Raw genomic sequence first — 15,175 nt, forward strand, 5'->3', positions numbered from 1 at the left:
GAAAAAAAGATTTGGTTAATTAGAAAAGAATCGTTTTGTAAGTCTAATGAATCGGATAGAAAGACTCATTAATTTTCTATATTTTCCTTTACTATTTGTATGCATAGTCGATATATATAATTGTGTGCAAACAATTCTAAAAGGGGGAATGAAAATCAATGAAGTATTGCGGTAACTGTGGAAAACAGTTTGATTCAGATCAAATGTTTTGTGGAGAGTGTGGTTATTCTGAAAAGCAAGCACAAGTTGATGGAACGGCAAGGGTGCAAAAAGAGACTCAACCACCACAAGCAACAGAAAAAAGGAAACGAACCAAAAAAGAGAAAATAGTGATCGGAATCGGTGTTGGAGCAGTTGTTTTACTCGCAGGAAGTTATTATGCGGGAAGTACATATGCATCGGCAGAAAAAACAATTGATCGATTTGTTAAGGCCGTTGAATCTGAAAATGTTTCTAACATAGAAAACATTCTTACCCACTGGAGTGGAGAAAATGTAGAAACATTTGAAGCAGAAGCGGTTATTAAATTATTTAATAGTGACCCGTCTAAATTACAAATGACGGCCTCCTCATTAAAATCGGGTGGTCAACATGAAAGCTTTTCCGTCATGCAGGAAGGTAAATTCCTCGGTGTGTTTGACCAACATAAAATTAAATTTATTGAGCAATATGTTGACATACATATTCCATATGATGGAATGACTTTTTCCATTTATGATGAAGAGTTAGAGGGAGAGTATGAAGTAGGAGAGTACATGACGATTGGGCCTATCGCTCCAGGTGCATATGAATTTTCAGCATCTTTGAATAATGAATATACAGATTACACTCATAAAGAGAACGTTCATTTAGAAAGTCAAAGTGCCTATTATGAAACAATTTATTTTGATATGGACATTGATTATGTGACGTTCAGCATGTATGAGAACTTATCGAACGTAGCAATCATGCTAAATGAAAATGAAATTCCAATTGAAGATGGCTTGCTTACAGTCGGTCCATTGTTTATTGATGGAAGCACCTCATATCAAACGGTTTTTAATTTTCCATGGGGCACATCCACCTCAGAGGAAATCCCAATTGAATCAACGTATGAAACGCTCATTGTAGAAGCAGACGTTGATGCAATTAAAGAAGAGCTGGCTGAAGTCATTACTGCATTTGGAGAATCTTATTACGATGCTTATAGTAAAAGTGACTCCGCATTACTCAAGTCAACAAGTAGTGAGTTATTAATCGATACAATAGAAAATTCCTATCATTCGAATTATGGGTATTATTACGCTGCTCAATTTGATGCAACGAATATTTGGTTTGATGAACACACAATTGCTATGAATGATGAAAGTGATATGTCGATCGTGTTACCGGTTGAATTTGAGATTCAATTAAATCAGTCTGCTGATGGGCCAGAAGACGGCTTTTATGAGGAGTACGAGTTTTGTGATATGGAATTGGTCTACGAGGACGAACAAGGGTGGACCATATATGATTGTGAGTTAAGTACATATAGCTGGTTTGCGACTGAAGGTTTTGATACATATGAGGGCTCACAAACCGTTTACGCTTCGACGGGAACTGATAACAGTAGTGAAGAAGGTGAAGGCGAGTCTACATTCATTCGTGATGAAGAATTAGAGGAGTTTATTTATGAATATAATGAAACAGCCGTTGAAGCAATTAATACAGCAGATTTTGCGGTAATTTCTCCATTCATGACAGAAGATGGTCCGATTAAATTGATGCAACAAGAATATTATCAATCACTTTCAGATCGAGGTATTACGCAAACTCATATTGATACACAACTGCAAGAAGTAGAAGAAGTTTCTAGTGATGAATGGATTGTGACGACAAATGAAATCTTTGAGATCCATTATGAAGATGGGGACAGTAGCGAAAAGGAGTTTATTACGAAAAGTACGGTAAAGCTCATTGATAATGAATTGCGTGTTCATGAATTAAATTCAACTGACGAAGTCATTTAAAGGAGAACTGAATATGAAATGTCCTAATTGTGAGAAGGAATTAGTAGCTTCAATGAAATTTTGTACAGCTTGTGGAACAAAGACGGGCGAAGAAGAAGATCGTGTGGAGCAAATAGCTGCCGCACATGAAGTGCGATCAGCCACACAGGGAACACCAAGTGAAAACAAAGGAAGTGCTTTTACAGAACAAGCAGCAACGTTTAGCAAAGGTTTTGGCTTATCGGTTGTTAATATTCTTAAAAATCCACATCACCATGTAAGTAATGCTACATCAAGTGGATTTGGTTATGGAATTGCAGCATTGATTTTATTTTCGCTTATTATACCAATTGCTATCTATAATTTTATATCATCGATATCGTTTTTAAATATTGTCTTAATGGAACTTGAAACAACAATAAATTTTGGAGATATTGTCCCAAGAATGGTTATTCAGTTCCTCATTATTCAATTATTCATCCTGGGTGTCATTTTCCTCGTGTTAAAAATAGGACGTGTTCAAGTTCATTTTAAAGAGGTTGTTGCTCGCTACGGTGGATTTATGATTATTCCAGTTGCGTTTGCACTTATTCTTTTACTTGCCGCGTTATTAAACATCACTGTACTATTTTGGTGGATGATCATTATTCTATCGATTTCAACGACGGTGGCTCTATTTGCGACCATTTATAGTTATTCTTCTTCAAGAAAACAAGAGGGATTAGATCTGTTTTATCTACCCATACTTGCTCAATTCATTTTAGCAGTATTGATGTATTTTTATTTTGATAGCCAACTTACATCGGCTTTTAATGAGATATACGAATTTATCGATATGTTTGGTGGAAGTGGCTGGTAAAAAGCTCGTGAAATCACTACTAGTATATGCTGGTAGTGATTTTTGCTCATTTATTGTTAAACAGGTAAATGAGTAGATTCTAATAAGTAAAAATGATGGTAGAATATTCAATAGGATGAAGAGAGGGAGATGTGGGGATGCATAAAGAATTAACATCGGATTGTGGGAATTGCTTTGGTTTATGCTGTGTGGCATTGCCTTATGCCAAATCAGCTGATTTCCCACTTAACAAAAACGCTGGTGAGCCGTGCCGCCATCTATGCTCTGATTCTCGTTGTTCTATCCATAGTGAGTTAAGAGGGAACGGGTTTCGAGGTTGTATTGCTTATGAATGTTTTGGTGCGGGTCAACATGTATCTCAAGTACTCTACGAAGCAAAGGATTGGCGTACTGACCCTTATATTGCTTCTGAAATGTTCTTAGTATTCCCTCTAGTACAACAGCTTCATGAGATGCTTGCCTATTTGAAACAATCGATACATGTAAACGAAAGAAAATCACTCGCAAGCGAGTTAAAAAAGATGTACAACGAGACAATCGCATTAACCGAGCTAACTCCCGAGAATATTCTTAAAATCGATTTGACTTCTCATCGTGCAAAAGTAAATGTGTTACTAGTAGAAACAAGCAGCACATACCGTGATGGATATGAAACAAAGAAGAATCAGAAGAAACAAGTTGATTATAGTGGAGCGAATTTAAGAGGGAGAGATTTAAAAGGGAAGGATTTCCGAGGTGCATTATTCATCGCAGCAGATTTGAAGATGAGCGATTTACGTCGCGTTGATTGCATTGGCGCTGATTTTAGAGATGCGGATTTAAGTGGTGCAAATTTAAAAGAAGCTTTATTCTTAACACAATCACAGCTTAATTCTGCAAAAGGTGACCTATCTACTAGCATTCCCCCAGATTTTACGATCCCAAAACATTGGTTAATAAGCTAGTTCGTTTCATTTATAGAATAGAAGGGTGTGCAATAATGACAGAATTGACCGCTTTGGTGCTAAGACCTCTTCTTTTAGAGGATTATCCAGTCGTTTTGAAATGGAGTAAAGATGAGTTGTTTTGTAGAGCAAATGGATGGGAATTAGGACGTGATGCTGATGAAGTCTATCGCTGGTGGGATCTGTGTGTTCATTTACAATCAAGTACAATTTACCGAAAAGGCATTGAGTTAGATGGTAAATTGATTGGTTACGTCGATTTAGCGAATAGTTATAAAGGTGTTGGGGAGCTAGGTATTGCTATTGGTGAGACTGATTTATGGGGGAAGGGCATTGGTCAACGAGCGGCACGAATGATGATTGACTATATGGCAATGGGGTTTGGTATAACAACGTTTAAAGCAGAAACCAATGAAGCTAATGAACGTTCAAGGAGAATGTTGGAACGAATCGGTTTTAAAGAGAGTAGTCGAAATGGTATGGAAGAATACTGTGGGAAGAGTGGCATTTTGATTCAATATACGTTTTCGCTTTAAGGCGAATTCAAACATGTAGACGATGAAGGGGGGAGGCATAATGAATTTAGACAAACCAATCGCAAGTGGAAATACAGCACATGTTTACCGCTCTGGTAACGAGGCAATCAAATTGTTTAACGCTAATTTACCAGATACGGAAGCAATGAAAGAAGCGGCAAAACACAGGGTCGCTTATGTGCAAGGGCTACCAGTCCCAAAAATATATGATGTGACGAAAGTGAATGGGAAACAAGCGATTGTCATGGAATATATTGAAGGTAAGACATTAGGACAATTAGTTTGTGAAGATCAATCTCAAATGGGACGTTACATGGCGCTTTCAGTTAGTCTTCAACAACAGGTTCATAAAGTGGTTCCAAGTCAGATTGAATCAATGAAGGAAAAACTGAAGCGACAGATCCAAGCAGCGTCACCTCTCAGTATGAAACAAAAAGCCACGTTAATAACGAAGCTAGAATCATTTACGTATAACGAAAGTCTATGTCATGGCGATTTTCATTTATTTAATCTAATTGTTGGCAAAAAGGATCAAACCACAATTATTGATTGGGTTGATGCGAGTCTTGGTGATCCACGTGCTGATGTCTACCGTACATACTTGCTCTACTCTCAACATCTCTCCCATGAATTAGCGGAGCTGTATATGCGAACCTATTGTGAAACGAGCCAGTATTTAAAAGAAGATATTTTTGAATGGGCGCCCGTGGTTGCTGCGGCACGATTAGCGGAGTCTGTACCAGAGGAAAATGTTGAACGGTTAGTAAAAATTGTTTGTGACTCGATTTGAATGAAAGGGGAGCGTAGGAGATAAAGCACCGCAAATGTCTAAGCTGTATAGCTTGTTGTGTTGGAATTCTTTTAATAGTCACTGGCTGTAATGTTGTTTTTGAAGAGGAAGAAAGATTGATGAAAGAAGTAAAAACAACTGATATAAAAAAAGATGAGATTGGGGGAATTACATTAGGAGCGAATATGCTCGAAATAGAAGAAAGTGATGGATTTGAAGCCTATCCAGATAATAACTACTATGAGAAACAACGGGGATATGATCAATTTTTGAATGACAGATTCATGTTGGAAGTTGATCGAGTGACAAACAAAATCATAGGGGTTAGAACACTTGAAGATAAAGATGTTGTTGCGACAAAAAAGGGAATCAAAGAAGGTTCTCTAATTGAGGAGGTCACCGCTTCTTATGGAGACGATTACTATATTTTTCATAATCATGAACAAGGATTCTTTCTATCATTGGCTATGTTGACCACGAAGATAATGTCGCACTTTCATTTTTTTCCATGATGGACATGTAACAACAATGAATTTAGATTACTCTTATGAACGACTCATTTGGTATATAAACTAAATAAGGTATGTATCATTGGTTTCTTTTTCCATACTATCACGATCAACAATCTAAATCCAAGAAATTTTAATGTGGAAATTGAAGCGGATGAGAACGGAGATTTTGAATTCGAGTTTAATGAAAGTAGAGATACAATCCAAAGTGAGTCAATCCTTTACTCTATTGTAGATGAAGAAGGTCATTTAGCTACACTTGAGAAACCAATTCAATAAATAAGCGCGGCGAAAGAGCTCGCTGCAATTATAACTGGTGGATTAGATGGGCACCGTTGTTTCTCGGATTGTTTACGGCTTTGCTTACTTCGTGAGCTGTCATATGTGTACGATTATATGGTAGTAACATGCTCTTTATCTGTGCGGGGTCATCAATACTTGGATCAAGCCAAGCTTGGCGGTTACCCTCATCTAGAATAACGGGCATCCGGTCATGAAGGGAGCTCATAAAATCATTTGGTGATGTTGTGATAATTGTACAGGAAGAAATAGTGTTGTTCGTGGCAGGATCAATCCAACGATCCCATAAACCAGCAAATGTTAGCAGTTTCGAATTGGTTAAGTGAATGATGAACGGGTGTTTACTGTCATCTTCCCGTTTCCATTCATAAAAACTATTGGCTGGGATTAAGCAGCGCTTCCGTTTAAGTAAATTTTTAAAAGCTGGTTTCTCATCTATGGTCTCAGCCCGGGCATTAATCATTTTGGAACCGATTTTTTTCTCTTTTGCCCAAAAGGGAATAAGTCCCCAATGCAAAAAGCCTGCCTTCGTTTCTTCGTTGTTTGCTACAAACGCAAGCACTTGTTGAGTTGGAGCGATATTATAGCTTGGTTCATAATCAGGAATTGGGAGGCCGAACTCATCCTGTAACTCTTGTGGTGAAGAATATAATGTAAACCTGCCGCACATGGAAAATCACCTCTTATCATAGATGATTAAAGTATGCCCAGTTGAGGAGTGGCGTAGCCAGCAAAAAGATTTTATGATTTAGACGAAAAAAGCCGCAAAAGAGTTCAGCTCTCTTGTGGCTTTTTTGCGTTTTTATTCAACAGCGGCATGTGCGTTTAAAAGCCCATTACCAAAACGATACGTATCTCCAAGGTCAGTTGCAGTTTCGTTTAAATGAGCACGAATTTGTTCATTTGACCAAAGTGGATTCTTTTCTTTCACCAATGCTGCGGATCCAGCAACATGAGGGGTGGCCATTGATGTTCCACTTAAGCTGTCGTATGAGCTGCCAGTATAGGTACTATCGATGCCAACACCTGGAGCTACAATGTCTAAGCCTTCGCCATATTGAGAAAAGTTAGCTAGGCTGTCTGACTGGTCGGTGGCGCCAACGGCCATAGCGTTATCATAGCGAGCCGGATAACCAATAGAACTTGCACCCGAGTTCCCAGAAGCGGCTACAACGAGGACGCCATTTGCGGTTGCTTCATCCACTGCTTGCTCGAGTGTCGCGCTAGGTGCAGAGCTACCTAGGCTTAAGTTTGCAATGTCCATCCCATTTTCTCCTGCCCATTCAAGCCCTTGAGCAATTGAGCTGACCGAGCCTGAACCATTTGCACCAAGAACTTTGACTGCATAAAGATCTGCATTTGGTGCGACTCCAATTACGCCTTCGTCGTTATCAAGGGCAGCGATTGTACCGGCGACATGGGTTCCGTGTCCATTTCCATCCTGATAATCCGGCTCTCCTTGAACAAAGCTAACACCGCCTTGAACGTTTAAGTCGGGGTGATCTTCTATTCCAGTATCCAGCACCGCGACGTTTACGCCCTCACCAGTAAATCCAGCGATTTGTGCTTCAGGAGCACTAATTTGACTAATGCCCCATGGAATGGTTTGGGCCATTGTTGTTACTTCGATGTCTTCTTCAATATATGATATCGATGGGTCTTCTAGTAATGCTGCATACTCCTCATCACTCATTTCAGCAGAGACGACCGGTATGTCTTTAAATTCGTAGGTAATGTCAATATCTTCTTCAGATAAAGCCCCTATCTCAGAATCAACGATATTCGTGAATGTTTCGACTTCTTCCTGAGCGTCAAAACCAATAAGATAAGTCTTTTTTGTTTCCTCGGCAGTTGATATGGATGATGAACTGATGACAAAGCCCATAACAAGAACTGTTCCTGCGATTAGTTTAACTGGTTTTCGATTCATCTTTACCCCTCCTCGGATTATAACAAGCACTTGCTTGTATCAAACGATAACATGTTCTTATCCACTTGCTTATTGGGAAACTTTAGTCTCTCTGTAATGTAATAAAGGTAAAAAGTTTGTTGAAGGTATGCGGAATGAACTAGAAATAACGGAAAATGTGTCCCTTTTTATTGGGAAAATAAAAGGGTTTGAACTGGTATTACATTGGTTAATTTGGATGAAAGCATACTTCACACCCTAATCAATTCATAATTATTGGTTTATAAGAAAATATTGGGTAATGTGTGATCAATAAAAACTATAGTTGCAATCTTACTTAGGACTACGTTTTGGATAAAATCTGTTGAGATTCGGCATTGTAAGGAAGAGGAGGTGGATACAGTGGGAAGAGATCGTCAAGAAAAGAAACTGCGTGAAAGTGGGCGTGTGGAATCAGATCGTGATGTTGGTCTGCGCTATAAAGGTGCGACAAAGATGTCTAGTCCAGAAGAAGCAAGAAAACTAAATGATGGTCACAAGTAAGATCAAATAAAAAGCGGTAACCTGTACAGGTTACCGCTTTTTTGATGGAAATGACATTCGGAGTGCTATAATTAATGAAAAATAAAAAGGAAGGTAGTTGAGAAATAATGGCGACAATGGATGAGTTTCATTCTATAGACATGAGAGTTGGTACGGTCATAGCGTCAGAGTATTTTGAGGAGGCTAGGAAGCCAGCGATGAAGTTAGAAATTGATTTTGGTGAACTTGGTGTTAAGAAGTCTTCTGCACAAATTACGAAACGATATTCCTCAGAAATCTTAGTCGGAAGGCAGGTCATTGCGGTTGTTAATTTCCCTCCTATGCGTATTGCGGGGTATAAGTCCGAAGTGCTTGTTTTAGGTGGAGTGCCAGAAACGGATGATGTTGTCCTTTTGCAACCAGAAACGAATGTACCGAATGGCACGAGAGTTCAATAAGGGCAAAGAGACAACACGACGGTAGACAAGAGGAGCGTGTTGTTTCTTTAAGTGAAAGTTCGTTTTTAGACGATGATATGTATGATTGACTTGTTCTTTGACCTCAGTTTATCCCCATAGTATCTTTCTCCGTTATCGTTTCAACATTCGTTATTCCTCAGTTATTCATTCTTATTATACGTGCGGTATGATTTAGACAAATAAACAGTTATTTTATGAGTAAACGAAAAAAATTTTACTGTAATTGGGATTGCTTATCGATACATACAGGCAAAAGCTTTTAAAATGCTGGTATACGAGTAAATAGACTTATTTATTGAAAAAATGTGAATGCGTTATCATTTTTAAATCGTATTTAATCATTACTTGTATGGTATAAAATGTAAGTTTTAAAACGAATGAAGGTGGCTAATAAATAGTATCATCAAATGAAATTTGAAAGGAGACAGACCCTTGGGGCTATTTTCAATTATTACCTTTGTCATTATTATTGTAGCGATTTGGTTATTTGCTTATAAACGAAGTCGCGGAGTAAATCTTTCAAGCTCTGAAGGGCTTTTTTTAGGTGGAAGGAGTTTAACAGGTATTACGATTGCCGGGTCCGTCATCATGACCAATTTATCAACCGAACAAATTGTTGGTCAAAATGGACAGAGTTATGTAGCCGGAATGGAGGTAATGGCCTGGGAGGTTACCTCAGCAATTGCGATCGTGGCGTTGGCACTCATCTTTCTTCCGAAGTATTTAAAATATGGTGTAGATACAGTAACCGATTATATCGAACAGAGGTTTGATAAAACAACAAAACGGATTGCTTCGATCTTATTTATTTTTACTTATGTTGTTTCATTTTTACCAGTCGTTTTGTATTCTGGTTCACTTGTTTTTAATCAAATCTTTGCTATTGATGAGCTGTTAAATGTTGAGCCGCTTGTCGCTATTTCACTTATATCAGGTATTATCGGAGTGATGGGTCTCTTCTATTTATTGCTTGGTGGTTTACGGTTAAGTGCGTTTAGCGATACGGTTTATGGAATAGGCCTACTTATCGCAGGTTTATTCATTCCAATTTTTGGACTTATTGTTCTTGGAGAAGGGAGTTTTCTAGGAGGGTTTGAATCGATTCACCAAAAAACGCCAGAAATGCTTAACTCAATAGGTGCGGTTGATTCTCCAATGGTACCTTGGCCAACGTTGTTTCTAGGTCTGTTGTTTAATAATTTATTTTTCTGGTGTACGAATCAATTGATTGTGCAAAAAGTATTGGCAGGAAGAGATTTAAAGGAAGGGCAAAAAGGTGCTCTTTACGTTGGTTTCTTTAAGATTCTAGGCGCACTATTTTTAGTGTTTCCGGGCATTATAGCGTTTAATATGCTTGGTGACTCTATTGAACCAGCTGATAATGCTTATCCTATGCTTGTCACAGCAGTTTTACCAGAGTGGGCGTTTGGTATTTTTGCGGCTGTCGTATTTGGTGCGATTTTGAGTTCTTTTGTTGGTGCATTAAATGCAACAACAACGTTACTTACATTAGATTTTTATAAGCCAATGAAGAAAAACACATCAGATAAGCAAGTAGCGAGAATGGGGAAAGTGTTTACTATTATTGTTGGGCTTTTGGCAACGGTCATTGCGCCATTAATTTCGTTTGCACCTGCAGGACTGTTCCACGTTGTGCAACAATTTAATGGTGTATACAGCATGCCTCTCCTAGCAATCATTATTTTAGGGTTTTACTCAAAATACGCGACTCCATTCGCGGCGAAAATCACTTTTGGTTTTCATATTGTCGTGTATAGCATTTCCCAACTTTTCTTTGACGTACACTATCTTTACGTATTTAGTGTTATGTTCTTTGTTAATTTGTTTCTTTTGTGGGGGATTAGCCGACTTCAAAAGAACACAGAGCCATTTCAATTTCCAGAAGGGAATCATAAAGTTGACTTAACGCCATGGAAACATAGGAAATGGGTGAGTGTGTTAATTATTGTGATTGTGCTTGCTTCATATTGGTTTTTCTCTCCGCTTGGTATTGCAGAGTGAAAAAAGAGTGGCCTTTAGGCCACTCTTTTTAGGTTAGTCGAGTCGGACTGACTTTCGTATCAATGTACGCTTTCCTTTTGACCACGATTCTTCCTATTTTACTAAGACAAATAATGAAATAGAAAAAATGAAGGGTTTCGTTCAATTAGTATGTCTTTGTTTCATCATTTTTTAAGTGGAAAATAATTGCGACTAATAAAGTTGAACAAGAAACGTGTTTAAAGCAGTTCATATAGAGGAACACTACATACAGATTTTCCTAAAAGAGGAGTGGTATGTGTGAACGAAAAAATATTTATAAGCCCAAGTAAGTATGTGCAAGGTCGTGATGTTCTTGATAAAACGGGTGAATATATAAAAGAATTAGGAACAAAGGCAATGATTCTTGCAGATGAGTTTGTCTGGAATATGGCAGGAAATCGTGTAGCTGGAAGTTTAAAAGAAGCAAGTATGTCTGTTATTGAAGTTACTTTCGAGGGAGAAGCTTCAGAATCGGAGATTAAACGGATTGCCGAAAAAGCCAAAGCTGAAGGAGCAGACATTATTGTTGGTGTTGGTGGTGGTAAAACTTTAGATACAGCAAAAGGTGTGCGGGATTTAATTGAAGGCGCAGCCTGTGTAATTGTGCCTACGACTGCTTCGACAGATGCACCAACTAGTGCTCTGTCTGTTATATATTCGGAAAACGGTGTGTTTGAACGCTATAGTTTTTACAATAAAAATCCAGACATTATTATTGTTGATTCGGCTATTATTGCGGGTGCTCCGCCTAAGTTCCTCGCTGCTGGGATTGCGGATGCGCTCGCGACATGGGTGGAAGCTCGTTCTTCTTACGAAGGACGCGGTACGAATATGGCAGGAGGAAAAGCAACCATTGCTGGACAAGCGATTGCAAAGAAGTGTGAACAAGTCCTATTTGATTATGGATTGCTCGCGTATGAATCAAATAAACGAGAAGTTGTTTCTCATGCTCTTGAGCAAGTCATTGAAGCAAATACATTGTTAAGCGGTCTAGGCTTCGAAAGTGGCGGACTAGCACTTGCCCACGCTGTACACAACGGTTTTACAGTGTTAGAAGGTGATATTCACCATTTGAGCCACGGCGAAAAAGTAGCGTTTGGTATTTTAACGCAGCTGACACTTGAAGCACACAATCAACAAGAAATTAATCGGTACATTGAATTGCTTTCAAAACTAAGTTTGCCAGTTACGTTCAAAGATCTTCATATAGAAGGAATTGAACGGGACGAGCTACTGAAAGTTGCCAAAACGGCTTTGCAAGAAGGAGAAAGTAGCCACAATATGGCTACTGTACCAACAGCTGAAGAAGTGGTTGATGCGATGATCGCAGCAGATCAATATTCACTTACTTATTTAGAGAAGTAAACGGAACCTCCATAGTCTTAAGACTATGGAGGTTCTTCCTATCTTAAGAGAATGAAGGGTTTTTGTTTCGAGATTGAGGATCCTATACATAAATTGTCTGTACTGTTAAAGTGATTAATGTGGAAGAAACATGGTAAGACCACTCAAACAGCTATTGGATCGGTAAAATGTAAGAAAAGGTTTCGATAAATAAGGAATGGGAAGATCCACTGTGGAACAATTATTAAAACAAATTCAAAAATTAAGCCAACAAGAACAAAAGACATTGGAGCAAATGGTATTGAAATTATCAGAAGAGGTGGGGGAAACAGCTCAAGCAATACTTTCTTATAACAAGGCGTCTGGTAGTGTACAAGCAGGGTAACTAAAGCGGATGTGAAAGAGGAATGTGCGGATGTCATTTTAGTAGCGTTGGCATTATTTTTTAAACTAAGTGAAACCGAGGAAGAGTTGGATGAGTTTCTAAACAAAAAAATTAAAAAAAGGCGTGCCGATATTTCTTAGAAAGTAGAGTGAGCGAAAGAGAGTAACTAAAGTAAACAGTTAATAATATGGAAGGTTTGATATGTATTAACTGTGACAAGATAAGGTTAGTGCGAATACATTGACAATGCAGTTAACCCCTTGGAGAAAAAGACTGATTGACATGTATGCACAATCAGTTGTTATAAGTCCAGAGGAAGCACAAAATGCAATTGAAAAGTGGGGTACTGAAGTATCTGGACTACTTGTTAAGTTGCAATTGCCATTAGATGTTGGTTTAAGCGAGATTGCTTATTATCGCAATTCAATTGGAGAAATTGTACGCGATGAAGCAATTAAACAAGATATGTCACTTGAGGGCTTTTATGCGATAATCTCAGTGTTTGATCGTGTGGTGGACCACGCTGTATTAATTGTTAGTCGTTCTTATATGAAAGATTTTCATAATAGCATTGAAGCAGCCAAATATGCGATTGATGAACTGTCTGTTCCACTTGTTCAGTTAACAAAAGATACAGGAGTCATCCCAATTATTGGCGAAATTGATACGAACCGTGCACAATATTTATTAAACAATGCGCTTGGAAAAGGATCTGAATTAAGTTTAAACCGTATCATTCTTGATTTTGTCTGGAGTGAGCGTTGTTGATACGATGGTAGCTGGGCAAATCTTTAAAGTGATGGATTCACTTAAACTTATTGGTGTTGAAGCCGTTTTAAGTGGAGTTCGTCCGGAAGTTGCACAGACGATGGTGAACTTAGGAATTAAAGTTGAAGGCAAAGTGTATTCGAGCTTGCGGACAGCTATTCAAGATAAAAACATTATTTGATTGAGTAATCGTTAGAATTGGACAATGTTATAGAAGAATACCTCTGGGGTAAAACCCCAGAGGTATCTTTAGGTCAGTTGAGAACGGATGTGCTAGAAAAGAGTTTCTAATAGTGTGTCGTAATCATAAGCAACTAGCGGACGGCACATACGTAAACTCCTGCAGAAGATAAAGCGCAGTTATGCTAGAGACCCGGATAGATCGAATGCATTTTTTACGAATAGCGAACGAGAAAAAGTCACCCTACGATTGAGGTGACTTTTTTCTTATCTACAGATCACTCATATACTTCGATTTGCACATTTTGACGACCAAATTCGATTGCTTGATCTTGATCTGGCATAAAGACATCAATTTTATTGCCATTAATTGCTCCGCCAATATCGCCTGCAATTGCTTCGCCGTATCCTTCAACGTAGACAGTGCTACCAAGTGGGATGACATCTGGATCTACTGCAATTACTTTTTGGTCAGGGTTTGCTCTTAAGTCAATACCTGTGTATGTGACTCCAGTGCATCCCTCGCAAAAAGCTGTATAAGCAGTAGCTTCTACATTCATTGTTGTCCCAGCGGCGTCTTGGGAGCTAGACTTGCTCTCGCTTGGAGTCGAACTAGTTTCTTCATTTGTTTGAGTTTCGCCTTTAACTTGAGCTTCACTTGATTTTGAATCTGTACCAGGAAGATCAAGATGCTGACCAACAAAAATCAGGTTTTTGTCATTAATATCTGAGTTCGCTTCCATGATGTCACTGATAGAAACGTTATTATTATTAGCGATTCCGCTTAATGTATCTCCGCTTTGTACCTCATAAGCAAAAGCAGGAGTTGCAATTAGAACTGATCCTACTACGGCAAGTGATGCGATTAGTTTTTTCATGTTATAAGCACTCTCCTTCTAAGTAGTTAAGGCACCCTATTTATATTGGTGTTACCTAAACAATTTGAGTTTATCTTATCTTTGTTTGCGGGAATCTCTCTCGCAAGTCCTCACTATACATAAACAAAATAGAGGAATCAACCCTAAAAGGCTAAAGTAATCTACTTGTAATGAGAGTGAAACACTAGTTTTATAATGTTTCATTTGTATGTCGGAGGTGGAATCAGGCGGGATAGTAAGGAATGAGCGCAATTTATATCTACTAAAATAGCAAAACAACCCTCTCTTTTGTAATTAAGTGTTTCCACAATAAATGATATAATAAAAGGGAACGTATTCTCGTTATTATGGAAGGAGAATGGTAAGTATGGGATATAGAAAAGCGTTGCATACATACATTGAAGCGACAAATACACACAAGTTTTCGAACGTGAAAAAGGTGCTACATCCAGAGGCGGTTTATTTTTTTACTGATGCAATATGTAGAGGGTATGAAGAGATTGGTGCTTATTTTAATAAAACATGGAATCTTATTAAGGAAGAGGTGTACTCCGCCTCAGAGGTTGAATGGATAGCTGTTTCCACAGAAATGGCAACATGCACATATACATATATATACGAAGGGTATTATGAGGGGAAATTTATTTCAGGAAAAGGAAGAGCAACGAATGTATTTCTTGTCGCAGATAATGAATGGAAGTTAGTACACGAACATTTAAGTGGCGCAGTTAAGTCGATGGGGAAATAATAAACCTGGAAAAA

Annotated in this window: 18 protein-coding genes; 15 read left to right on the plus strand and 3 right to left on the minus strand. The window is 38.3% G+C overall.

Annotated elements, in window-relative coordinates; all coding sequences use genetic code 11:
- The first annotated feature begins 158 nt into the window (after positions 1 to 158).
- The 7 genes from BK584_RS18020 (at position 159) to BK584_RS24720 (ending at position 5,884) form a co-directional block, all read left to right on the plus strand.
- On the plus strand, positions 159 to 1,988 hold the full coding sequence (locus BK584_RS18020; RefSeq protein ID WP_078393858.1) for a TcaA NTF2-like domain-containing protein: 1,830 nt from the start codon (positions 159 to 161) through the stop codon (positions 1,986 to 1,988).
- A gap of 13 nt (positions 1,989 to 2,001) precedes the next feature.
- Positions 2,002 to 2,826, plus strand: a complete 825-nt coding sequence (locus BK584_RS18025; RefSeq protein ID WP_078393859.1) for a zinc ribbon domain-containing protein — start codon at positions 2,002 to 2,004, stop codon at positions 2,824 to 2,826.
- 137 nt (positions 2,827 to 2,963) lie between these two features.
- Entirely contained in the window at positions 2,964 to 3,770 is an 807-nt protein-coding gene (locus BK584_RS18030) for a pentapeptide repeat-containing protein (RefSeq protein ID WP_078393860.1), read from the plus strand.
- Positions 3,771 to 3,805: 35 nt separating this feature from the next.
- On the plus strand, positions 3,806 to 4,306 hold the full coding sequence (locus BK584_RS18035) for a GNAT family N-acetyltransferase (protein WP_078393861.1): 501 nt from the start codon (positions 3,806 to 3,808) through the stop codon (positions 4,304 to 4,306).
- A 40-nt stretch (positions 4,307 to 4,346) separates the two neighbouring features.
- Entirely contained in the window at positions 4,347 to 5,096 is a 750-nt protein-coding gene (locus BK584_RS18040) for a phosphotransferase family protein (RefSeq protein WP_078393862.1), read from the plus strand.
- Between the two features lie 119 nt (positions 5,097 to 5,215).
- Positions 5,216 to 5,608: a hypothetical protein gene (locus BK584_RS18045; protein ID WP_078393863.1), complete on the plus strand. Its 393-nt coding sequence runs from the start codon at positions 5,216 to 5,218 to the stop codon at positions 5,606 to 5,608.
- A gap of 135 nt (positions 5,609 to 5,743) precedes the next feature.
- Complete coding sequence (locus tag BK584_RS24720) at positions 5,744 to 5,884, plus strand: hypothetical protein (protein ID WP_169871362.1); 141 nt, start codon at positions 5,744 to 5,746, stop codon at positions 5,882 to 5,884.
- Positions 5,885 to 5,912: 28 nt separating this feature from the next.
- Here the strand turns inward: BK584_RS24720 and BK584_RS18050 are convergent, their stop codons facing one another.
- A complete protein-coding gene (locus BK584_RS18050; RefSeq protein WP_078393864.1) occupies positions 5,913 to 6,575 on the minus strand; it encodes an SOS response-associated peptidase in 663 nt (220 codons plus the stop codon).
- A gap of 132 nt (positions 6,576 to 6,707) precedes the next feature.
- Positions 6,708 to 7,835 (minus strand): S8 family peptidase, encoded by a 1,128-nt coding sequence (locus BK584_RS18055; protein WP_078393865.1) that lies wholly within the window; start codon positions 7,833 to 7,835, stop codon positions 6,708 to 6,710.
- A gap of 381 nt (positions 7,836 to 8,216) precedes the next feature.
- Here BK584_RS18055 and BK584_RS18060 point away from each other — a divergent pair, with 381 nt between their 5' ends.
- From BK584_RS18060 to BK584_RS18090, 7 genes are all read left to right on the plus strand, one after another.
- On the plus strand, positions 8,217 to 8,357 hold the full coding sequence (locus BK584_RS18060; RefSeq protein WP_078393866.1) for a YpzI family protein: 141 nt from the start codon (positions 8,217 to 8,219) through the stop codon (positions 8,355 to 8,357).
- Positions 8,358 to 8,464: 107 nt separating this feature from the next.
- Positions 8,465 to 8,794 (plus strand): chaperone CsaA, encoded by a 330-nt coding sequence (csaA, locus tag BK584_RS18065; protein WP_078393867.1) that lies wholly within the window; start codon positions 8,465 to 8,467, stop codon positions 8,792 to 8,794.
- 453 nt (positions 8,795 to 9,247) lie between these two features.
- Complete coding sequence (locus tag BK584_RS18070; RefSeq protein ID WP_078393868.1) at positions 9,248 to 10,837, plus strand: solute:sodium symporter family transporter; 1,590 nt, start codon at positions 9,248 to 9,250, stop codon at positions 10,835 to 10,837.
- A gap of 279 nt (positions 10,838 to 11,116) precedes the next feature.
- Complete coding sequence (locus tag BK584_RS18075; RefSeq protein WP_078393869.1) at positions 11,117 to 12,223, plus strand: glycerol dehydrogenase; 1,107 nt, start codon at positions 11,117 to 11,119, stop codon at positions 12,221 to 12,223.
- A gap of 211 nt (positions 12,224 to 12,434) precedes the next feature.
- Complete coding sequence (locus BK584_RS25125; RefSeq protein WP_245808901.1) at positions 12,435 to 12,587, plus strand: nucleoside triphosphate pyrophosphohydrolase family protein; 153 nt, start codon at positions 12,435 to 12,437, stop codon at positions 12,585 to 12,587.
- Between the two features lie 282 nt (positions 12,588 to 12,869).
- Positions 12,870 to 13,355, plus strand: a complete 486-nt coding sequence (locus tag BK584_RS18085; protein WP_078393870.1) for an STAS domain-containing protein — start codon at positions 12,870 to 12,872, stop codon at positions 13,353 to 13,355.
- On the plus strand, positions 13,342 to 13,536 hold the full coding sequence (locus tag BK584_RS18090) for an STAS domain-containing protein (protein WP_139365701.1): 195 nt from the start codon (positions 13,342 to 13,344) through the stop codon (positions 13,534 to 13,536). The genes BK584_RS18085 and BK584_RS18090 overlap by 14 nt, the downstream gene beginning before the upstream one ends.
- 277 nt (positions 13,537 to 13,813) lie before the next feature.
- Here the strand turns inward: BK584_RS18090 and BK584_RS18095 are convergent, their stop codons facing one another.
- Complete coding sequence (locus BK584_RS18095) at positions 13,814 to 14,413, minus strand: 3D domain-containing protein (RefSeq protein WP_078393872.1); 600 nt, start codon at positions 14,411 to 14,413, stop codon at positions 13,814 to 13,816.
- Between the two features lie 367 nt (positions 14,414 to 14,780).
- Here BK584_RS18095 and BK584_RS18100 point away from each other — a divergent pair, with 367 nt between their 5' ends.
- On the plus strand, positions 14,781 to 15,161 hold the full coding sequence (locus BK584_RS18100) for a YybH family protein (RefSeq protein WP_078393873.1): 381 nt from the start codon (positions 14,781 to 14,783) through the stop codon (positions 15,159 to 15,161).
- The last annotated feature ends 14 nt before the right edge of the window (positions 15,162 to 15,175 follow it).

Origin of the sequence: Shouchella patagoniensis, from assembly GCF_002019705.1 — a bacterium.
GTDB lineage: Bacteria > Bacillota > Bacilli > Bacillales > Bacillaceae_D > Shouchella > Shouchella patagoniensis.

Bases quoted from the DNA above. Each gene is read 5' to 3' on its own strand.
- BK584_RS18020 (WP_078393858.1), top strand. From the start codon at position 159: ATGAAGTATTGCGGTAACTGTGGAAAACAGTTTGATTCAGATCAAATG.
- BK584_RS18025 (WP_078393859.1), top strand. From the start codon at position 2,002: ATGAAATGTCCTAATTGTGAGAAGGAATTAGTAGCTTCAATGAAATTT.
- BK584_RS18030 (WP_078393860.1), top strand. From the start codon at position 2,964: ATGCATAAAGAATTAACATCGGATTGTGGGAATTGCTTTGGTTTATGC.
- BK584_RS18035 (WP_078393861.1), top strand. From the start codon at position 3,806: ATGACAGAATTGACCGCTTTGGTGCTAAGACCTCTTCTTTTAGAGGAT.
- BK584_RS18040 (WP_078393862.1), top strand. From the start codon at position 4,347: ATGAATTTAGACAAACCAATCGCAAGTGGAAATACAGCACATGTTTAC.
- BK584_RS18045 (WP_078393863.1), top strand. From the start codon at position 5,216: ATGAAAGAAGTAAAAACAACTGATATAAAAAAAGATGAGATTGGGGGA.
- BK584_RS18050 (WP_078393864.1), bottom strand. From the start codon at position 6,575: ATGTGCGGCAGGTTTACATTATATTCTTCACCACAAGAGTTACAGGAT.
- BK584_RS18055 (WP_078393865.1), bottom strand. From the start codon at position 7,835: ATGAATCGAAAACCAGTTAAACTAATCGCAGGAACAGTTCTTGTTATG.
- csaA (WP_078393867.1), top strand. From the start codon at position 8,465: ATGGCGACAATGGATGAGTTTCATTCTATAGACATGAGAGTTGGTACG.
- BK584_RS18085 (WP_078393870.1), top strand. From the start codon at position 12,870: ATGTATGCACAATCAGTTGTTATAAGTCCAGAGGAAGCACAAAATGCA.
- BK584_RS18095 (WP_078393872.1), bottom strand. From the start codon at position 14,413: ATGAAAAAACTAATCGCATCACTTGCCGTAGTAGGATCAGTTCTAATT.
- BK584_RS18100 (WP_078393873.1), top strand. From the start codon at position 14,781: ATGGGATATAGAAAAGCGTTGCATACATACATTGAAGCGACAAATACA.